The following is a 19720-nucleotide window of genomic DNA, read 5'->3' as shown; positions in this document are numbered from 1 at the left end:
ATGGACTTCGGATTCGACACTCGCACCGAGGAGCTGCGCCGGTCGCTGCTCACCTTCATGGACGAGCGCATCGTGCCGTCGCTGCCCGTCTTCGACGAGCAGGTCTCGGCGCTGCCCGACCGGTGGGCGTGGAGCACCGCGCCCGTGCTGCAGGAGCTGCGGCAGGAGGCTCGCGACCTCGGGCTGTGGAACGTCTTCCTCCCCGGCGAGCACGGCGCGGGCCTGACCAACCTGCAGTACGCCCCGCTCGCCGAGATCACCGGCCGCTCCATCCGCCTCGCCCCGGCCGTCCTCAACTGCGCCGCTCCCGACACCGGCAACATGGAGGTGCTCGCGCAGTTCGGCAACGCCGAGCAGCAGGAGCGATGGCTGAAACCCTTGCTGCGCGGTGAGATCCGCTCGGCGTTCGCCATGACCGAGCCCGACGTCGCCAGCAGCGACGCGACCAACATCGAGCTGTCGATCCGCAGGGACGGCGACGACTACGTCATCAACGGCCGCAAGTGGTGGATCACCGGGGCGATGAACCCCGAGTGCGAGATCTTCATCGTCATGGGCAAGACCGACCCGTCGGCCGAGCGGCACCGTCAGCAGTCGATGGTCCTCGTCCCGCGCGATGCCCCGGGCGTCGAGGTCGTTCGCGGCATGGAGGTCTTCGGCTACGACGACCACGACCACGGCGGCCACGCCGAGCTGCGCTTCACCGACGTCCGCGTGCCGGTGAGCAACCTCATCGGCGAGGAGGGCACCGGCTTCGCCATCGCCCAGGCCCGCCTCGGCCCCGGCCGGATCCACCACTGCATGCGCTCGATCGGCCTCGCCGAGGTCGCCATCGAGGCCATGTGCCGGCGCGCGTCCGAGCGGGTCGCCTTCGGCCGCCCGATCGCCGAGCAGGGTGTCGTGCGCGACTGGATCGCCGAGTCCCGCGTGCGCATCGAGCAGCTGCGCCTGCTCGTGCTCAAGACCGCCTGGCTCATGGACACCGTCGGCAACAAGGGCGCCCACACCGAGATCCAGGCCATCAAGATCGCGACGCCCAAGACCGTCGAGTGGATCCTCGACAAGGCCATCCAGACCCACGGCGCCGCCGGGCTCAGCCAGGACACCGAGCTCGCCGCCGCCTTCGCCGGCATCCGCACCCTCCGCTTCGCCGACGGTCCCGACGAGGTGCACAAGAACGCTCTCGCCAAGGCCGAGCTGCGGAGGTATGCCGCCCGCTGACCTCCGCGGGACGGCATACCTCCGCTCGTCCACCGACCGCACGACCACTCCAGCCGACCGCACGACGAAGGGACCGACGATGGACTTCGACCTCAGCGCCGAGGAGCGCGAGATCCGTGACTGGGTGCGCACCTTCGTGCGCAAGGAGATCGTGCCGCTCGAGCCGCAGGTGCTCGAGCGTGAGCGGCGGGGCGAGCGTGGCCTGACGGCCGAGGAGCTGAAAAGCCTTCAGGACAAGGCGCGCTCGTCCGGCTTCTTCGGCATCCAGACGCCGGAGAGCCACGGCGGCATGGGGCAGGGCGCCGTCGTCGCGGCGCTCATCGAGATCGAGCTGGGCCGGTCATTCGTGCCGTTCCGCTTCGCCGGCGAGGCCGACAACATCCTCTTCTCGGCGACCGAGGAGCAGCAGGAGACCTACCTCCGGCCGACGATCGAGGGCACGCGCAAGTCGTGCTTCGCCATCACCGAGCCCGGCGCCGGCTCCGACGCGCGAGCCATCCGCACGAGCGCCCGCCGCGAGGGTGACGAGTGGGTCATCAACGGCGAGAAGACCTTCATCACCGGCGGCCACGAGGCGGACTTCGTCATGGTCTTCGCGGTGACCGACAAGGAGAAGGGCGCCGACGGCGGCGTCACGTGCTTCCTCGTCGACCGCGACCGCGGCTGGACGAGCACGCCCATCGACACGATGGGCGAGTGGGGGCCGGCAGCGCTGGTGTTCGACGACGTCCGCGTGCCGCACTCGGCGATCCTCGGCGAGGAGGGCAAGGGCTTCGAGCTCGCCATGCGGTGGATCGGCAAGGGCCGCTACATGCTGCCGGCCCGCGCGCTCGGCTCGTGCGAGCGCCTCGTCGAGATGGGCATGGAGTGGGCCCGCAACCGCGTCACCTTCGGCCAGCCCATCGCCGAGCGCCAGGCGATCCAGTGGATGGTCGCCGACTCGGCCGTCGAGATCGAGGCGCTGCGCTGGCTCGTCCTCACCGCCGCCTGGCAGGTCGACCGTGGCCTCGACTCGCGCCAGTCCCAGTCGATGGCCAAGCTCTACGGCGGCGTCAAGGCCAACGAGATCGTCGACCGCGTGCTGCAGATGCACGGCGGAATGGGCTACACCAGAGAGCTGCCCGTCGAGCGGTGGTACCGCGAGCTGCGGCTGCTGCGCATCTACGAGGGCACCGACGAGATCCAGCGCCGCACCATCGCCCGCAACCTGCTCAAGGGACACGTGTCGGTGCGCGGGCACCTCGGCTGACGCGACGTCCTCGACCCGGCCACACGGCATACGTCCTCGCGACGCCGGCCGGTTCGGGCCGGGCCGGCGTGTCGGCGCTCTCCCGCCCTGACCACCGGACAGGCCAACCGGACACAAACGGTTCCGGCGTGGCCGAGGACGCTGTGGCGTGCTCCGATGGCGATCGGGCGGCGCGCGCTGGGGCGCGTCGTGGAGCAGGAGGACGACGATGTTCGCAGCGAGACGCAGGCCCGGAGCCGCAGTGCGGGCGACCGGTCTGGGGGTTGCCCTGAGCGCCCTGGCCGTGGTCGCGACCAGCGTGACCGGCGGCGCGGGAGCAGCTGTGGGCGCACCGTCGAGCGGCGACTCGGCGACGGTCGTGCGGGACGGCAGGACGGCGACGGTCACGGCCGGCAAGGCCCGCTTCGAGGTCCTCTCGCCCACCCTGATCCGTACGGAGTACGCCGGTGACGGCCGCTTCGAGGACGCCGGCACCTTCAACGTGGTCGGCCGCGAGGCCTTTGCCCCCACGGCCTACACGACGACCCGGGCCGACGGCTGGCTGACGATCGCCACGTCGAAGGTGACGTTGCGCTACCGGCTCGACTCCGGGCCCTTCAACGACGCGAACCTCGACATCGCCCTCGAAGCGGGGCGGCAGGCGGTCACTGCGTCGCCCTGGCCCGCGGAGGTGCTGTGCCGGACGGGGGTGCGGTGCGAGGCCGAGGACCAGCGTCTCGACGGCCCTGGTCTCGCCACCGACCACACCGGCTACTCCGGCACAGGGTTCGCTGCCGGATTCTCCGGCACGGGCGATGCCCTCGACCTCACCGTCGTCGCTGCGGCCGAAGGGGACTACGACGTCGCGCTCCGCTACGCCAACAACCGTGGCGGTGACGGCCAGCTCGTGACGCGCTCTCTGACGGCCACCGTCGACGACGCCGTCGGGCAGAGCATCTCGCTCCCGGCGACCGCGTCCTGGGACACGTGGGCGGTCGCCCGCGTCCCCGTGCACCTGACGGCAGGACGTCACACGCTGAGCATCAGCCGCGAGTCATCGGACTCGGGCAACGTCAACGTCGACAACGTCGCGGTGCTGCCGAGAGGAGCCGCCTACCCGGCCGCAGCACCGCCCCCGGCTCCGGTCGACTGCTCCTTCGGCGCGCTCTGCGAGGCCGACTCGGGGATCTTGGCCGGAGGAGCTCGCACGGCGACGGACCACGACGGCTACTCGGGTGACGGGTTCGTCGCCGGGCTCGAGCGCGTCGGGTCGTCGGACACCCTGACGGTGAAGGGAGTGCCGGCTGCCGGTACCTACTCGCTCCAGCTGCGCTACGCGAACTACCTCGCCGGCAGCGCACCCCTGCAGACTCGCTCGATGTCGGTGACCGCCGACGGAGGCGAGTCGACGACGGTCGAGCTGCCGGCGACGAGCAGCTGGCGCAACTGGCGGACCGTGAGCACCAAGGTGTCCCTCGTCGCGGGTGACAACACCATCGCTCTCGGCTGCCCGACGACGAGCTGCAACGTCAACCTCGACACCGTGGCGGTCACCCCGACGTCGGCGCCTCTCCTTGCCCCGCACGCACCGCTCGGCGGCTATCGTCGCGGGCTCGACAACGTCGACGGCGAGACCCGCACGGCCCCCGGGCTGCTCTACCAGGACGGGTGGTCACTGCTCGACGACACCGCGTCGGCCCTCTGGGACCCCGGCACCCAGAAGGTGACCCAGCGACCCGTGCACGGCGCCGAGGGCTACCAGGACGGGTACGTCTTCGCCTACGGGCAGGGCTACCCCGCCGCGTTGCAGGACCTCTCGACGCTCACCGGTTCCACGAAGCTCATGCCGCGCTGGACCTACGGGGTCTGGTACTCCGAGTACTTCGACCGGACCCAGAGCGAGTTCCTCGCGATCCTCGACCGGGCACGCAAGGAGAGCATGCCGCTCGACGTCATGGTCGTCGACACGGACTGGAAGGCCGGCAACCCCTGGAACGGGTGGGAGGTCGACACCGCGAAGCTGCCCGACGTCGACGGTTTCATCGACACCCTGCACAGCCAGGGTGTGCACACCTCGTTCAACATCCACCCGAGCATCAGCGGGAACGACCCGAGGTACGCCGCGGCACAGCAGACCGCCGGTGGGGCCCTGAAGCCCGGGTACTGCGGAGGCGGAGCCCGCGACTGCCACGTCTTCGACTGGGGTGACCCGAAGCAGCTGACGTCCTACCTGGACCTGCACCAGCCGCTCGACGCCGACCTCGACTTCTGGTGGCTCGACTGGTGCTGCGACAGCTCGTCGGCGAGCAGCCTCGCCGGCGTCACCCCGGACGCGTGGATCAACCAGCAGTACGCCACGAGGACCGCTCCGAGCACGGAGCGCGGTTTCGCCTTCTCGCGGGCCTACGGCTCGCTCCAGGCAGGTGGCTACGGTAACCCGACAGCGGTGCCGACCGGGCCGTGGGCCGACAAGCGCACGACGATGCACTTCACCGGCGACACGATCTCGGACTGGCAGACGCTGCACTACGAGATCGGTTACACCCCAGGGGAGTCGGTCGCCACCGGCAACGCCTCGGTGACGCACGACATCGGTGGGCACACCGGGGGCGAGCGCCTGCCGGGTGCCGAGCCGGGCTCGACGCAGCTCTCCCCAGCGCTGTACGCACGCTGGGTCCAGCTCGGCACGTTCCAGCCGTTCCAGAGACTGCACTCCAACCACAGTGACCGGCTGCCCTGGCAGTATCCGGCAGTCGCGGGAGCGTCGGCGACGAAGTTCCTCAACCTGCGTGAGCGGCTCGTGCCCTACACCTACACGCTCGCCCGCGAGGCGACGGCGACCGGGACGCCCATCGTGCGGCCGCTCTACCTGCAGTACCCGGCAGAGCAGGAGTCCTATGCCCTCGCCGGGAGCGAGTACCTCTACGGTCCGGACGTCCTCGTCGCACCGGTGAGCTCGCCGGGGGAGACCGCGACCACGAGCGTGTGGTTCCCGACCGGCAGCACGTGGACCGACTGGTTCACGGGCAAGACCTACCAGGGCGGCACGACCGCGAAGATCACGACCGACCTGTCGACGATGCCCGTCTTCGTCCGGTCCGGTGGCATCGTGACGACACGCACCGACGACGTCGCCAACGACGCCGCGAAGCCTCTCGACACTGCCACGGTGACCGTCGCGACGGGAGCCGAGGGGCGAGCGTCGCTCTACGAGGACGACGGCGAGTCGGCCGACCTCGGCAGGAGCGCCACGACCGTGATCGACTATGCCGAGAACGGACCGAACCACCGGCTCACCATCGGTCGCACCGAGGGCACGTACGTCGGCCAGCCGCCGAGCCGCACGTGGACCGCGACCTTCCTCGGCGCCGACGCGCCGGCGGTGGTCCAGGTCGACGGGCACCGGCTCTCATCCAGCTCGTGGACCTACGACAGTGCGACGCGGACGCTGAAGGTGAAGGCGCCGGTGCGCCCACTCGCGAAGAAGGTGGTGGTCAGCTACCGGTGACGGCGGGCCCGACGTCCGCGACCAGGCCACACGGCATACGTCCTCGGGCGCCGAAACGGCCCATCCGCGCGCGCCGGCGAGGACACTGGAGGGATGGCAGGTCCACCCGCAGGAGCCAAGCAGTTCAACAAGGTCGCCGTGCGGCTGGCAGGCCACCGCTTCCCGCCGATCTGGGCGGTGGTGCGCCATCGCGGCCGGTCGAGCGGCAAGGACTACGCGACGCCCGTCGCCGTCATCGCGACCCCGTCGACGTTCCTCATCGGGCTGCCGTGGGGACGCCGGACGGACTGGGTGCGCAACGTGCGTGCCGCTGGTGGCTGCACGATCCGGTGGAAGGGACATGAGTTCCTCTGCACCGAGCCGACGTTCGTCGACCAGGGCGTGGCCGTCGAGGCCGCGCACGGTCTCACCCGGCGAATGATCCGGTCACGCGAGATGGCCGGCGGCTTCCTCCAGCTGACCCGCGCACCCGCCCCGGAGCGCTCCGCCATGCAGTCCGGCTGGTGACCCGCTCGTCCTGGCGCCTGTCGCGACACGACGCCTGAAAAGTCCTTTTTGCCGGATTGGGCCGGTCGCTGCGCCATCATGAGCGCATGAGGTCCACGCCCCAGGCGACAGCTGCCGCCCGTCGACCGGGCGTCGACGACGGGGACGCATGAGCCGCGTCACGAGTCCTCGGCTGCGGTGGTGGACCGCGGCGGCCCTGACCCTGGCCGGGGTCTTCGTGCTCGGTGTGACCTCGGTGCACTTCGCGCTGCCGGGCTCGACGGTGGCGCTCTGGTGGCCGGCCGCGGGACTGGCCGTGGCGTTCCTGCTCGCCACGGACCCGGGCCCGCGACGCTCGGCCGCCTTCGTGATCGGGGTCCTCGTCTCGAGCGCCGCCGCCAACGCCTTCGGCGGCCGTCCCGGGCTCGTCAGCGTGCTCTACGGCGTGGCCAACGCCGCCGAGGTCGCGGTCGTGCACGGCCTCATGACCGCCCGAGGCCGCCTTCCCCGGCTCGCCTCGATGGACGACCTCTGGCGGCTCATCGCCGCGACGCTGGCCGGGGCCGCGGTCATCGGGCTGCTCGCCGGTCTGACCGCGCACCTCGTCCTCGACGGGAGCTTCCTCGACTCCGCGTCGGCAGCGGCCTCCTCGCACGGCGCGGCCGTGCTCGTCATCGCCCCGCTCGGCATCGCCGTCGGCATCCGACGCGTCCGCCGGCCGGCACCCGAGGACCTCGTCCAGTGGGTTGCCGTCGTCGGCGTGACGCTGTGGGTGTTCCACCAGGACCAGCCGCTGCCCCTCGCCTTCCTGCCCATCCCGGGGCTCGTCTGGGGCGCGCTGCGCCTCGGCCTGCGCACCGTGGCGATGCAGCTGCTCGTCGTCGGCATCGTGTCCGTGACGATGACCGGCCTCGGCGGCGGACCCTTCGCGGCCGCGCGCGAGGTCGGCACCATCCGTCCCGAGACCGTCGGGGCCCTGACGCAGGCGTTCCTCGCGACCGCGGCCGTCACGGCCCTCGCGCTCGCGGTCGCCTCGACCCAGCGCCGCGCCGCGCTCGCCGAGCTGCGCAGCGAGGTCGAGCTGTCCGGAGTCGTGCTCGACACGGCGGCCAGCGCCATCATCGTCGTCGACGTTGCAGGGACCATCGCCCGCCTCAACGCCACCGCGGCGCGCCTGTTCGGCGCGCCGGAGGACCAGCTCGTCGGGCGACGGGCCGCCGACGTCTTCCCGGTCGACGTGCGCCACGCCGCAAGCCCGGGCGGGGGCAGCATCGCGGACGGCACGGTGCCCCTCCACGAGGAGCAGGACTGGCACATCGAGGGGCTCGGCGTGCGACACCTCGTCTGGACGAACGCCTACCTCACCGACGACGACGGACGCCGCACGCACCTCGTCAGGACCGGCGCCGACGTCACCGACGAGCGGGCGGCCCGCACCTTCGTCGAGGCCGTCCTCGAGGCGGCCACGGCGACCGCCATCATCGGCACCGACCTCGACGGGGTCATCACGCTCTTCAACCGCGGCGCCGAGACCGTGCTCGGCTGGCGGGCCGCGGAGGTCGTCGGCACGCGCGACTGGTCGCTGGTGCACGACGCGGCCGAGATCGAGCGTCGTGCCGACGAGCTCGGGATCGAGCCCGGCTTCGAGGTCCTCGTGCACCGGGTGCGCGGCGGCGCCGCGACCGAGACGCGCGACTGGACGTTCGTGCGCCAGGACGGCGCGCGCCGCACCGTGTCGCTGACGATGAGCGGCATCCGCGACGAGAGCGGCGCGCTCACCGGCTACCTCGGCGTCGCCGAGGACGTGACCCGGCGCCGACAGGCCGAGGTGGCCCTCCAGGTCGCGCTCGACCGGGAGCGGCAGGCGGTCGAGGAGCTCACCGCACTCGACCGCACCAAGTCCGACTTCGTCTCGTCGGTCAGCCACGAGCTGCGCACGCCCCTCGCGAGCGTCCTCGGCTATGCCGAGATGCTCGAGGACGGCGCCGCCGGGCCGCTCACCGAGCGCCAGCTCGAGCTCGTCGCCCGGGTGGACCGCAACGGTCGCCGGCTGCTCTCGCTCATCGAGGACCTGCTGCTCCACTCACGCATCGAGGCCGGTCGCCTCGAGCTGCACCCGCGCCGGTGCGACCTCTCGGACGTCGTCGCCAGCGCGTGGACCTCGGTCGAGACGGTCACGAGCCAGCGTGAGCTCGTGCGCGAGGTCGACGTGTCGCCGCGCCCGCTGTGGATCGAGGGCGATCCCGCCGCGCTCGAACGGATGGTCACCAACCTGCTGTCGAATGCCGTGAAGTTCACTCCCGACGGAGGCCGGGTCACGCTCGTCGCCCACCCGGACGACCGGTGCCCCGACGCCGTCCGCGTCGTCGTCTCCGACACCGGCATGGGCATCCCGCAGGCCGACCACGAGCGGGTCTTCGCCCGCTTCTTCCGGTCGAACGCGGCCAACGAGCGCGCGATCCAGGGCTCGGGCCTCGGCCTGTCGATCGTGCGCGCCATCGCCGAGGGGCACGGCGGCTCGGTGTCGGTCGACTCGGCCCCCGACGTCGGTTCGACCTTCACGGTCAGTCTTCCGGTCTCGGGTTCTGCCGGACCGGCCCCCGCGAGCGCGCCTGGGACATATCGTGACCATCAGGACGATTCCTAGCGGCGGTGGGGGCCGCGCTCCAGGGGTAGGCAACGTGAGGGGACATGGGTTGCGCGACGGCGTGATGTGGGAGGTGCTGGCGCTCCGGCGACTCACCGACCTGATGAACCGGGTCAGTGCCCAGGACGACCTCTCGAGCCTCTTCGACATGGTCGTCGACGGTGCCGCCGACGTCGTCGGCTTCAAGGTGGCCGCGATCAGCCTCGTCGTGCCCTCGGGTGACGTCGAGGTCGTGGCCGTCGCCGGCGACGACGACGCGCGCGCCGAGCTGCTCGGGCGACGCACCCCGCGCGCCAACCTCGAGGCCGAGTTCGCCGTGGCCGAGCGCTGGGGGAGCCTGCGCTTCGTCCCGGCCGGCGAGCTGCCCGACGGGTCGGCCGAGGGCTGGGTGTCGCCCGACTGGACGGCCCCGACCCCCGACGGCGACCCCGACGCGTGGCACCCCGAGGACACGCTCATCGCGCCGTTCTTCGACGCGGTGGGCGAGCTGCTCGGCATCCTCTCCGTCGACCTCCCGCTCACGGGGCGGCGTCCCGACGTGACGCAGCGCGCCGTGCTCGAGCTGTTCGCCAACCAGACCGGAATCGCGATCTCGGGTGCCCGGCAGCGGCATGGGCTGGCCGAGCGGGTGCGCCTGGTTGAGGCGGTCCAGACGGTGGCGCGCATCGCCCAGGAGGACCTCGACCCCGCCAAGGTCGTCGACGTCGCGGCGGTGCCCATCTCGGCCGGCCTCGCCTCGGCAGGCCTGTGGCTCAGGGCTTTCGCCGGTGAGGACGACGACGAGCGCGAGAGCGTCTCGGCCCGCAGCGGCGCCCCGGTGCGCACCCCCGTGTCCCTCGTCGCGATCGCGCGACGGATGGCTGCGAGCTGCTGGCGCGCCGGCGTCGTGGCGGTCGTCGGCACCGAGCACGCCGAGCCGCCGGCGCTGTGGGCCGACGACGACGTCTCGCAGGTGCGTACCTTCCTCAACGACGCGGGGGCGCGTTCGCTGCTCGTCGCGCCGATGGGCTCGGGCTCGAGCTGCTTCGGCTACATCGCATGCACGCGCGGTCCCGACGACCCGGACTGGACCGAGGCCGAGGCCGTGGCCGCGCTCGAGATGGGCCGTGACCTCGGGCGCGCCATCCGCAACGCGAGGTTGTATGCCGTGGAGCGACGCGTGGGTGCCGAGCTGCGGGAGGCGGACCGCAGCAAGACCCAGCTGTTCTCGACGGTCTCGCACGAGCTGAAGAACCCGCTCGCCTCGATCGTCGGTCACGTCGAGCTGCTGCGCCAGGAGCCCGACGGCAACCCCGACTGGTCGCTCGGCGTCATCGAGCGCAACACCGAGCGGTTGCAGAGCCTCGTCGACGACCTCCTGACGCTGTCGCGCGTCAGCGACCCCGACCGGGCCATGCCCGAGGCCGACGTCGACCTCGGCGAGGTCTCGCGGGACGTCGTCGACATGTTCCGGCCGCGGGCCGACACCCAGCAGGTGCGCCTCACCTTCGACCTGCAGGAGCGGCTGCCGCTCGTGCGGGGCAGCGCGGACGACCTAGAGCGGGTGGTGCAGAACCTCGTGAGCAACGCGGTGAAGTTCACCCCCGCGGGCGGGCAGGTGGCCGTCAGGGTCGAGAGCCGCCGCGACCGGGTGGTGCTCGAGTGCACCGACGACGGCCTCGGCATCTCGGAGGAGGACCAGGAGCGGCTGTTCACCGAGTTCTTCCGCGGCACCAACCCGCAGAGCCTGCAGGTGCCGGGCACCGGCCTGGGGCTCAGCATCGCGCGGCGCGTCGTGGACAGGCACGGCGGACGCATCGACCTCGACTCCGAGCTGGGCCGCGGCACCAGCGTCAGGCTCCTGCTGCCGGCCCTCTGACCTCGGCCGCGCCCTGAGGCGAAGGGTCCGGCCCGTCGGACCCTCCGGCCTCGTCCTGCCCTTCCGGACCGTGGGCTCCGACTGCCGCGTCGGCCGAGTTCGCCGAGTTCGCCGAGTTCGCCGTGTTCGCCGTCTTTGCCCGGGCGGCGAGGGCGGCGACGAGCAGGGCCAGGGCGGCCACGACGACGAGCAGCACGGTCCAGCCGGTGCCGAGGTCGCCGGCCAGCACGACGACGAGCACGCACACGACGGCGATCGCGACCGCGACCGGCAGGGCGAGGGGAGCTCCGGCGGCCCGGCCGGCACCTCCGCGGGCGCCGGCCCAGCCCGCGGCGGCGAGCGCACGCACCCGGCGCGCCCCCTGCGACGGGCCCACGACGAGGGCGACGAGCACGACCACGAGGGCGACGACCACGACGAGGCGCACGAGCCGGCGCAGGTCGCCGGTCACCGAGTCGACGACGGACACGACGGCCGCGGACGTGCCGGACGGCATACCGCTCGTCACGTGCGAGCGGGCGAACGACAGCCCCATGACGAGCACGATGCAGGCGAGAGCGACCCCGAGCCCCACGCGTACGACCGCTCGTCGCCGGTCCCGCGCCATCGCGACCCCGGCGGCGAGGAGCACGAGTGCCGCGACCGGCAGGGCGATGCCGCCGACGCGCAGGGCGTTCCAGGCGGTGCGGGCGCCGGCGACGTCCGCGCTGTCGAGCAGCGGCACCGACACGGTGACGGGCGGCAGCTTGTCGACGAGAGGCACGCCGGCGGCCACCAGACGCTCCTCGATGGGCGCGACGAGGTTGCCGATGTCGATGGAGACGCTGGTGCCGGTGTCGACGAGCGCGCCCTCGGTCGACCCCGACAGGACGTTGACGAGCTGGGTGTGGGCCACGCGGTTCGCCGCGACCCACGCGGTGGCGAACTGCTCGCTCTGCACGACGGCCGTGACGACCCGCCGCACGACCTGCTCGACCTGTCCGGCGAGCGGCGCGGCCAGCAGCCCGAGCGCCCGGGTGGCCGCTCCGGGCAGGCCACGGCTCTCGAAGGCGTCGAGCGCGCGCTGCACGAGCTGTTGGTCGGTGATCGCGGTCATGACGCGCGCGGTGGCGCGGTCCTCGACGAGGGCCGCCACGGCAGGGTCGGTCGCGAGCGGCGAGACCGTCTCGACCCAGCTGTCGGTGTCCGTCACCGTGGTGCGCAGCCACGTCGCGGTCGCCCCGACCGGCACGAGCACGACCCCGAGGACGAGGAGCACGGCCGCCAGGACCGAGCGCAGCCGTGCGGGCATGTCGACCTCCGGGAGCCTCTGGGACACAGGCGTGCTGCCTGTGTCCCCACCGTGCCGCGCTCGCCGCGCGCTCGCATCGCCCGGACCGGGTGAGCCTCAGGAGGCGTGCCGCCGGCCGGGAAGGGCCAGCTGCGGTGTCACGGGGCGCGCGCGCAGCAGCAGGAGGCCGCCGACGACGATGCACACGACCTCGGAGACGGCCGCCGCCCAGACCGACCCGCCGGCCCAGACCGTGTGCACGCCGAGCAGCCCGACGGTGGAGGCGATGACGAAGGCACCCAGCGTCGCCGCGCCGAAGCCGGCGGTGAGGAACGCCGGCACCCAGTGCTGCCAACGGAGCAGCAGGCCGGCGATGACGACGCCGGCGACGACGTTGACGAGGAACATCGGTCCCACGCTCTGGTTCCGCACCCCGTCGAACCACAGGTAGAGGTGCACTCCCGCGGAGACGAGCAGTGCTGCCGCTCCCACGACTCGGAGTCTCATGGTCATGCTCCTGTCCGGGTCGCGCCGCGCCGTCCGGATGGCGTCGCGGTGTCGGACTCTCTCCCTGAAGACGACCTGCGGCGAGTGGGGGTTCAGCCGCCGGGCCGGCTCCCGAAGGCCGTGAGGAAGCGGTCGCGGAAGCGGTCCATCGGCCAGACCGACGAGGCCGGCCCGGGACGCAGGCCGTCCTGCCAGCCCCACCCGGCGATGCGGTCGAGGACGGCGGCGTCGCGCGTCACGACGCTGACGGGCACGTCGTGGCTCGCGTGGTCGCCGGAGACGAGACTGATCGGCTGGTGGTCACCGAGCACGACGGCGACGAGGTTGTCGTCGTGGGTCGCCCGCAGGAACGACACGACGCTGTCGAGGGAGTACGCCACGGTCTGGCCGTATGCCGTCCGCACCCCCTGCGTGGTGGCCCAGACGACGTCGCGTGGCGTCGCCTGCCCGGCCTGCTCGAGGAAGACCGAGCCGTTGCCGATGCTGCCCCAGTCGACGAGTCGTGGCAGTGGCGCCCAAGGGACGTGGCTCGAGACGAGGTCGATCTCGGCCATGACCGGCGGGCGGCCGCCCGGCACGTGGCGCTGGAGCTCGAGCCGGGCGAAGGCGGCGAGCGTGAACTGGTCGGGCATCGGCGCGTAGCCGAAGCCCGGTCCGGCGTAACCGAGCGTCCGGGCGTCGTAGACCTCGTCGTAGCCGTAGAACGCCTTCCCTTCGGGCCAGTCGCGACGGTTGGCCGGGATGACGTCGACGGTGCGCCACCCGGCCCGGGAGAAGGCGCGCGCGAGGGTGAACCTCGCTGTGCTGCCTGACGACTCGCCGGGGCTGCTCGCCGGCGATGCGGTGTCGAGCAGCTGGTCATATCGCTGCTGGCTGCTCACCCAGAGCCCGGACTGGAGCGTCGAGTGCGCGAGCCAGCTCACCCCACCGAAGGTCGGGGACGTCAGCCAGGCGCTGCGGGCGGTCCACCCCGAGGCGCCCAGTGCGCTCGTGCCGGCCGTCAGCGCCCTTGCCACGTCAGGGCTCCCGTCGACCGCGACGCGGCCGTAGCTCTCGACGTAGACGATGACGACGTCCTTGCCCCGGAGGGCGGTGAGGAGGTCGCCGGGCGGGGAGTCGCGGTAGGCGTCGACGGGGACCTGGGCGGCGAAGGCCTCCCGGTCCCGGACCCCGTCCCGGAACGAGGTCACCTCGTGCGCTGCGAGCGACCCCGCGCTCGACGCGGCCACGGGCAGGTCCGGGGCCGTGCGGATCCCGAGGACCGCGCAGACCGCCCAGACCGCAGCCGCAGCCACGACGGTGCGCAGCCCGGCTCGCCGGTGACGGCGGACGAGACGCCCGACCCGCTGTGCGGCGAGGGGCGTCAGCGTGAGGATGCCGACCACGAGCAGGCCCGCGGCCACGACGGCCAGCACCGCCGTGACCGGTCCGGCGGAGTCGCCGAGCAGCTCCGTGGCGGACCCCGCGTAGCGCCAGTCCGTCAGCGGGTTGAACGGGCGGTAGAGCGTGTCGAGGAAGGCCGTGTCGAGGACCCGCACGACGAGGAGGATCCCGAGCACGAGCCCGACCGAGAGCGCGAGCCAACGGGCGACGGCGCCGGGCAGGGCGAGGAGCAGAGCGACGACGACGATCCCTTCGACGGGGATGCGCAGCAGCGACAGCGGTGTCGGCGACCAGCCGAGCGTCGGCATCGGCGCGGTCAGGGCGACCCACACGAGGAGTGCCGCTGCGGCGGTGAGGACGTGACCGAGGACGCGGCGCCGCGTCGAGCGCCGGGAGGGGCGCGGCCTCGAGGTCTGTGTCGAGGCCTGCGTCGAGGCCTGCGACGAGGTCTGCGACGGGGCCTTTGGCTCTGTCGTCATGGGAGCGCACGCACGTCGAGGGCGGTCGCGACGGGGGCGGACGCCAGGTCCGTGACCACCCCCGACGGCAGGGCAGGCGGGCTCGGCAGGGGGCGAACGGCATACGTCCTCTGCGTCACGGAGCCACGACGGAGCGTGGAGACCTCGGTCCCGAACGAGACGACCAGCAGTCCGAGGCCGGCGGCGACGGCGACGGTGGCAAGCGCTTGCGGCAGGACCCCGGACGTCACGGCCGTCAGCGCGATGCCCTGGTAGGCCGCGACCACCTTGCGCCACAGGCGGGCCGGCACCTGACCCCGCAACCACGGCGCCCAGCGGGCCGCGGCCGTCACGAGCAGGAGGAGGTAGCGCGCGGCCCCGGTGACGAGAACCCACCAGCCGAGGCTGCCTGAGACGTGGACGCCGAGCACGAGGATGAGGAAGGCGTCGGTCTCCATGTCGAAGCGGGCGCCGAAGGGGTGCACGGTCCCGGTGCGTCGCGCGACCCGGCCGTCCACGGCGTCGAGCACGAGCGCGACCGAGGCGAGGATGACGAGCACCGCCGTCGAGACCGTCGTGCCCGAGACTCCCGCGGCGACGAGCGCGGCGACCCCACAGGCGAGGACGGCGCGCGTCAGGGTCACCCGGTCGGCCGGCGTCAGGTGCCGGCGCCCGGCGCGCTGCAGGCCGATCCCGAGGAGCCCGCCCAGCGCGGCGGCGCAGGCGAGTCCGACGGCCCATCCCTCGACCCCGAGGCCTTCGGTGGACGATTCCTGCAGCACGGCGAGCAGCGTCAGCACGGCCACGGGCCCGACGAGGGGGCCGGGAGGGATCACCTGACGCACCTGCTCCACCTCACCGATTGGGGTTCGAACCAAGGACGCCGTCGTTGCCCTCACAGTTCACGGACACCGATCTACTCTGGTCGCGTGTCCACCGATGCGCGGGCGTTCTGGGTGGTCGAGCCCGGCAGGGGCGAGATCCGCCCGGTCGCCGTGCCCGCCCCCGCGGATGGTGAGGTGCTGGTGCGCGCCCTCCACTCGGGCGTCAGCCGGGGCACGGAGACGCTCGTCTTCCGCGGGGCCGTGCCAGAGGACCAGTACTCGGTCATGCGGGCGCCGCACCAGGAGGGCAACTTCCCCGCGCCGGTGAAGTACGGCTACCTCGGCGTCGGCACGGTGGAGCAGGGGCCGACCGAGCTCGTCGGGCGGACCGTCTTCTGCCTGCACCCGCACCAGACGGCCTACGTCGTGCCGGCCGAGTCGGTCGTCGTGGTGCCCGACGGTGTGCCCGCCCGCCGGGCCGTGCTGGCGGGGACCGTCGAGACGGCCGTCAACGCGCTGTGGGATGCGGCGCCGCGGGTCGGCGACCGGGCCGCCGTGGTCGGTGCCGGGATGGTGGGCTGCTGCGTGGCCCGCCTGCTCGCCGGGATCCCCGGGTGCCACGTGACGCTCGTCGACGTGGACCCGACCCGCGCCGACATCGCCGCCCGGCTCGGTGTCGCCTTCGCGCGGCCGGAGGACCTCGCGGCGTCACGCGGCGACCACGACCTCGTCGTCCACACGAGCGCGACGGGCGCCGGTCTGCAGCTCTCGCTGGACCTGCTCGCGCCCGAGGCCACCGTGACCGAGCTCAGCTGGTACGGCGACAGCCGAATCGAGCTGTCGCTCGGTGGGTCGTTCCACTCGTCCCGGCTGCGCATCAGGGCCAGCCAGGTGGGTTCCGTTGCCGCAGCGCGGCGCTCGCGCTACACGTATGCCCAGCGTCTGGCCCTGGCGCTCGACCTGCTGCGCGACGAGGCCTTCGACGCGCTGCTCACCGGCGACTCGCCGTTCGACGAGCTGCCCGAGGTGATGCAGCGCCTCGCCGACGGGTCGCTGCCCGCCGTCTGCCACACGATCACCTACCGAGCCACCGACTGAGCGGGGAGCCCATGTTCAGCGTCACCGTCCGGGACCACATGATGGTCGCCCACAGCTTCCGGGGGGAGGTCTTCGGACCGGCCCAGCGGCTCCACGGCGCCACCTTCGTCGTCGACGTGACCTTCCGGGGCCCCGAGCTCGACGCCGACGGCATCCTCGTGGACATCGGCCTCGCCACGGAGCACGTCCACGCGGTCGTCGGCGCCCTCGGCTACCGCAACCTCGACGACGAGCCGGCCTTCGCCGGGGTCAACACCACGACGGAGGTGCTGGCCCGCCACGTCGCGGACCGGGTGGCCGAGCGGGTGCGGGCCGGAGACCTCGGCTCGGCGCGGGGCCAGGTGACCGCTCTCGCCGTCACGCTCCACGAGTCGCACGTCGCGTGGGCGACCTACGAGTGCGACCTCTGACGGACGCGCCTGCGCAGGGGGAGGGGCCGGGGAAGGCGCGTCGGGAGGTGCTCCCGGAGCTCCACGCCGTCGTGCCCGCCGACATCGATGACCCGGACCGCGTGAGCGGTGGCAACGCGTACGACCGCCGGGTCCTCGACGGGCTCCGCGCCGCCGGGTGGGTGGTGACCGAGCGCCCGGTGACGGGTGGGTGGCCCCGACCCGACGCGGCGGCCCTCGAGCGGCTCGCGGGCGTCGTCGCCGCCGTGCCCGAGGGTGGTCTGCTCCTCGTCGACGGGCTCGTCGCGTCCTGTGCTGCCCCGGTGCTCGTGCCGGAGGTAGGGCGGGTGCGCCTCGTCGTGCTCGTCCACCTCCCGCTGGGTCTGTCGGATCCCGTTGCAGCGCAGGGCGAACGGGACGTGCTCCTGGCCGCCTCGGCCGTGGTCACGACGAGCGAGTGGACGCGCGGGGTGCTCCTCGACACCTACGCCCTCGCCGTCGACGCCGTGCACGTGGCCCAGCCGGGTGCCGAGCGCGGCGCCGCGTCGGAGGGCACGCACGAGGGTGGTCGGCTGCTCTGCGTCGCCGCCGTCACCGCGCACAAGGGGCACGCCGACCTCGCTGCCGCGCTCGGGCTCGTCGCCGACCTGTCGTGGTCGTGCGTCGTGGCCGGGGCGCTGGACCGTGAACCGGCCGTGGTCGCCGACCTCCGCCAGCGCCTCGCCCGGTCCGGCCTGGCCGACCGGGTGGCGCTCGTCGGGGCGCTGCGCGGCAGCGCCCTCGAGGAGGCGTATGCCGCCGCCGACCTCCTCGTGCTGCCCTCCCACGTCGAGACCTTCGGGATGGTCGTCACCGAGGCCCTGGCCCACGGCGTCCCGGTGGTCGCGAGCAATGTCGGCGGGGTGCCGGAGGCGCTCGGCCACACCGGAGACGGGCCTGCCGGCCTTCTCGTGCCGGTCGGGCGGCCCGACGTCCTGGCGGCAGCGCTCCGGTCCTGGCTGACCGACCCGGACGAGCGGGACCGGCTGCGGCGGCGGGCCCGACGGCGCCGGCAGGACCTGTCGTCGTGGGCGCGCACCGTGGAGCAGGTCTCGGCCGTGCTCGTCGGGGTACGGGACGCCTGAACCCGATGCGTGCCCCCGACGTCCTCACCATCGGGGGTCCTGGCAGAAAGGTCGGAGCAGATGCACCGCGACCGGTCGTGGCTGAGCCCCGTCGGGGGGCTCTGCATCGTCGCGTTCCTCGTCTGGCGCGTCGGGGCCGGCCCCTTCGTCGACGCCGTGCGCCACCTCGATGCGGGTTCGGTCGCGGTCGCGGCGGCCATCGCCCTGGTGACGACCGTCTGCGGGGCGTGGCGCTGGGTGCTCGTGGCGCGCGGGCTCGGTGCCGAGCTGACGCTGCGCACGGCCGTGTCGGAGTCGTACCGGTCCCAGTTCCTCAACGTGACCCTGCCCGGCGGGGTGCTCGGTGACGTGCACCGCGGCGTCCGGCACGGCCGGGACGGCGGAGACCTGGGACGTGGGCTGCGCTCGGTCGTGTGGGAGCGCTCGGCCGGCCAGGTCGTCCTCGCCGCTGTGACCGGCACCGTGCTGCTCCTCGTGCCCGTCACGCCCGAGATGCGTTCCGGCACAGGCGTCCTCGTCGTCTGCGTCGTGGCAGGGCTCGCCAGCGTCACAATCGGAGCCTTTGTGGTCGGCCGGCGGACCCACGGCCCGGACTCTCGGGTCGTACGCATGGTGCGGGCCGTGTCGGCAGACCTCCGCAGTGGCGTGCTGGGACGGCGCACGTGGCCGGGTGTGATCGGGAGCTCCGCGGCCGTCGTGGTCGGGCACGCAGCGACCTTCGTCGTGGCGGCACGCGCCGCGGGAGTGACCGCACCCGTCACCCGCCTGTTGCCACTGGCGCTCGTCGTGCTCGTGGCGATGAGCCTGCCCCTCAACGTCGCCGGGTGGGGGCCGCGCGAAGGTGCGGCGGCCTGGGCCTTCGGTGCAGCAGGGCTCGGCGCCGCTGCCGGGGTCGGCACGGCTGTCGTCTACGGCGTGATGGCGCTCGTCTCCAGCTTGCCGGGAGCGCTGGTGCTGACGCTGGGTCGGCGTGACCGGACGAGGTCGGCAGACCTCGCCTGCGCGGAGGGGGTCGCACGTGGCTGACCGCCCCTACACCCTGCTCAGCTGCGGCATGTCGATCGACGGCTACCTCAGTGCGGCGACCCCGACGCGGCTCCTGCTGTCCAACGACGCCGACTTCGACCGCGTCGACGAGGAGCGCGCCGCGAGCGACGCGATCCTCGTCGGTGCCACGACGATCCGCCGCGACGACCCGCGGTTGCTGGTCCGGTCGGCGGAGCGGCGGGCAGCACGGGTCGCACGCGGTCTGGCGCCGTCGCCGCTCAAGGTGACGGTGACCCGCGAGGCCGGGCTCGACTGTGGCGCAGCGTTCTTCGCGCCCGACGGCGCCGACAAGATGGTCTATGCGCCCAGCAGCGCTGTGCCCACCCTGCGTGCGCGGCTCGGCGCGGTGGCCACGGTCGTCGGTGTGGAGCACCCCGCGACGATGCGCCGCGTGTGCGAGGACCTCGGCGAGCGCGGCGTGGGGCGGCTCATGGTGGAGGGCGGCGGCTCGGTGCACACGCAGATGCTGACCGACGACCTCGCCGACGAGCTGCAACTCGTCGTGGCGCCCTTCTTCGTCGGGGACTCGGCCGCCTGCCGCTTCGTGGGCGACGGTCGCTACCCGTGGCACCCGGGGAGGCGAGCGACTCTCGCCGAGGTGCGCCAGATCGGGGACGTCGTGCTCCTGCGCTATGCCCTGTCGCCCCGCTTCCGGGAGGCGCCATGAGCAGC

The 19720-nt window shown here is 73.1% G+C and carries 15 protein-coding genes; 11 read left to right on the top strand and 4 right to left on the bottom strand.

Annotated features, from left to right (window positions below; all coding sequences use genetic code 11):
- The 6 genes from IEY30_RS14190 (at nucleotide 1) to IEY30_RS14165 (ending at nucleotide 10948) form a co-directional block, all read left to right on the top strand.
- Complete coding sequence (locus tag IEY30_RS14190; RefSeq protein ID WP_030199296.1) at nucleotides 1-1221, top strand: acyl-CoA dehydrogenase family protein; 1221 nt, start codon at nucleotides 1-3, stop codon at nucleotides 1219-1221.
- Nucleotides 1208-2470 (top strand): acyl-CoA dehydrogenase family protein, encoded by a 1263-nt coding sequence (locus tag IEY30_RS14185; RefSeq protein WP_229675010.1) that lies wholly within the window; start codon nucleotides 1208-1210, stop codon nucleotides 2468-2470. Before IEY30_RS14190 ends, IEY30_RS14185 begins: the two co-directional genes overlap by 14 nt.
- Before the next feature lie 208 nt (nucleotides 2471-2678).
- Nucleotides 2679-5957, top strand: coding sequence for a TIM-barrel domain-containing protein (locus IEY30_RS14180; RefSeq protein ID WP_081920510.1), 3279 nt, complete (start codon nucleotides 2679-2681; stop codon nucleotides 5955-5957).
- 93 nt (nucleotides 5958-6050) lie between these two features.
- Nucleotides 6051-6464: a nitroreductase family deazaflavin-dependent oxidoreductase gene (locus IEY30_RS14175; RefSeq protein ID WP_030199303.1), complete on the top strand. Its 414-nt coding sequence runs from the start codon at nucleotides 6051-6053 to the stop codon at nucleotides 6462-6464.
- A 148-nt stretch (nucleotides 6465-6612) separates the two neighbouring features.
- Entirely contained in the window at nucleotides 6613-9090 is a 2478-nt protein-coding gene (locus IEY30_RS14170) for a sensor histidine kinase (protein ID WP_052358587.1), read from the top strand.
- A gap of 49 nt (nucleotides 9091-9139) precedes the next feature.
- Nucleotides 9140-10948: a GAF domain-containing sensor histidine kinase gene (locus IEY30_RS14165; RefSeq protein ID WP_156035323.1), complete on the top strand. Its 1809-nt coding sequence runs from the start codon at nucleotides 9140-9142 to the stop codon at nucleotides 10946-10948.
- On the opposite strand, the gene IEY30_RS14160 is transcribed toward IEY30_RS14165, so the two are convergent.
- The 4 genes from IEY30_RS14160 to IEY30_RS14145 all read right to left on the bottom strand — a co-directional run bounded on the left by IEY30_RS14160 (nucleotide 10923) and on the right by IEY30_RS14145 (nucleotide 15411).
- Nucleotides 10923-12239 carry a hypothetical protein gene (locus IEY30_RS14160; protein ID WP_156035325.1) on the bottom strand — a complete coding sequence of 439 codons (1317 nt, stop codon included), beginning with the start codon at nucleotides 12237-12239 and terminating at the stop codon, nucleotides 10923-10925. The genes IEY30_RS14165 and IEY30_RS14160 overlap by 26 nt on opposite strands.
- A 96-nt stretch (nucleotides 12240-12335) precedes the next feature.
- Nucleotides 12336-12725 (bottom strand): hypothetical protein, encoded by a 390-nt coding sequence (locus tag IEY30_RS14155; protein ID WP_229675009.1) that lies wholly within the window; start codon nucleotides 12723-12725, stop codon nucleotides 12336-12338.
- Nucleotides 12726-12817: 92 nt separating this feature from the next.
- A complete protein-coding gene (locus IEY30_RS14150; protein ID WP_229675008.1) occupies nucleotides 12818-14587 on the bottom strand; it encodes an alkaline phosphatase family protein in 1770 nt (589 codons plus the stop codon).
- Nucleotides 14584-15411, bottom strand: a complete 828-nt coding sequence (locus tag IEY30_RS14145) for a CDP-alcohol phosphatidyltransferase family protein (RefSeq protein ID WP_081920540.1) — start codon at nucleotides 15409-15411, stop codon at nucleotides 14584-14586. Before IEY30_RS14145 ends, IEY30_RS14150 begins: the two co-directional genes overlap by 4 nt.
- Nucleotides 15412-15495: 84 nt before the next feature.
- Here IEY30_RS14145 and IEY30_RS14140 point away from each other — a divergent pair, with 84 nt between their 5' ends.
- Genes IEY30_RS14140 through IEY30_RS14120 form a run of 5 tightly spaced genes read left to right on the top strand, consistent with a single transcriptional unit; the run spans nucleotide 15496 to nucleotide 19715 of the window.
- The gene (locus IEY30_RS14140; RefSeq protein WP_030199326.1) at nucleotides 15496-16488 is read left to right on the top strand and encodes a zinc-dependent alcohol dehydrogenase; all 993 of its coding nucleotides are present in this window, start codon (nucleotides 15496-15498) and stop codon (nucleotides 16486-16488) included.
- 11 nt (nucleotides 16489-16499) lie between these two features.
- A complete protein-coding gene (locus IEY30_RS14135) occupies nucleotides 16500-16898 on the top strand; it encodes a 6-pyruvoyl trahydropterin synthase family protein (protein ID WP_030199328.1) in 399 nt (132 codons plus the stop codon).
- Between the two features lie 47 nt (nucleotides 16899-16945).
- Entirely contained in the window at nucleotides 16946-18001 is a 1056-nt protein-coding gene (locus tag IEY30_RS14130) for a glycosyltransferase family 4 protein (protein ID WP_030199332.1), read from the top strand.
- Between the two features lie 60 nt (nucleotides 18002-18061).
- Nucleotides 18062-19027 carry a lysylphosphatidylglycerol synthase transmembrane domain-containing protein gene (locus IEY30_RS14125; RefSeq protein WP_052358588.1) on the top strand — a complete coding sequence of 322 codons (966 nt, stop codon included), beginning with the start codon at nucleotides 18062-18064 and terminating at the stop codon, nucleotides 19025-19027.
- Nucleotides 19020-19715 carry a RibD family protein gene (locus IEY30_RS14120; RefSeq protein ID WP_030199338.1) on the top strand — a complete coding sequence of 232 codons (696 nt, stop codon included), beginning with the start codon at nucleotides 19020-19022 and terminating at the stop codon, nucleotides 19713-19715. Before IEY30_RS14125 ends, IEY30_RS14120 begins: the two co-directional genes overlap by 8 nt.
- The last annotated feature ends 5 nt before the right edge of the window (nucleotides 19716-19720 follow it).

The organism is Terrabacter tumescens (assembly GCF_014646815.1).
GTDB lineage: Bacteria > Actinomycetota > Actinomycetes > Actinomycetales > Dermatophilaceae > Terrabacter > Terrabacter tumescens.
This window is presented reverse-complemented; position numbering and strand designations above follow the sequence as displayed.

Excerpts from the sequence above, each read along its gene's own strand:
- IEY30_RS14175 (WP_030199303.1), top strand. The coding sequence starts at position 6,051 with ATGGCAGGTCCACCCGCAGGAGCCAAGCAGTTCAACAAGGTCGCCGTG.
- IEY30_RS14150 (WP_229675008.1), bottom strand. The coding sequence starts at position 14,587 with ATGACGACAGAGCCAAAGGCCCCGTCGCAGACCTCGTCGCAGGCCTCG.
- IEY30_RS14180 (WP_081920510.1), top strand. The coding sequence starts at position 2,679 with ATGTTCGCAGCGAGACGCAGGCCCGGAGCCGCAGTGCGGGCGACCGGT.
- IEY30_RS14190 (WP_030199296.1), top strand. The coding sequence starts at position 1 with ATGGACTTCGGATTCGACACTCGCACCGAGGAGCTGCGCCGGTCGCTG.
- IEY30_RS14125 (WP_052358588.1), top strand. The coding sequence starts at position 18,062 with ATGCACCGCGACCGGTCGTGGCTGAGCCCCGTCGGGGGGCTCTGCATC.
- IEY30_RS14135 (WP_030199328.1), top strand. The coding sequence starts at position 16,500 with ATGTTCAGCGTCACCGTCCGGGACCACATGATGGTCGCCCACAGCTTC.
- IEY30_RS14155 (WP_229675009.1), bottom strand. The coding sequence starts at position 12,725 with ATGAGACTCCGAGTCGTGGGAGCGGCAGCACTGCTCGTCTCCGCGGGA.
- IEY30_RS14185 (WP_229675010.1), top strand. The coding sequence starts at position 1,208 with ATGCCGCCCGCTGACCTCCGCGGGACGGCATACCTCCGCTCGTCCACC.
- IEY30_RS14160 (WP_156035325.1), bottom strand. The coding sequence starts at position 12,239 with ATGCCCGCACGGCTGCGCTCGGTCCTGGCGGCCGTGCTCCTCGTCCTC.
- IEY30_RS14170 (WP_052358587.1), top strand. The coding sequence starts at position 6,613 with ATGAGCCGCGTCACGAGTCCTCGGCTGCGGTGGTGGACCGCGGCGGCC.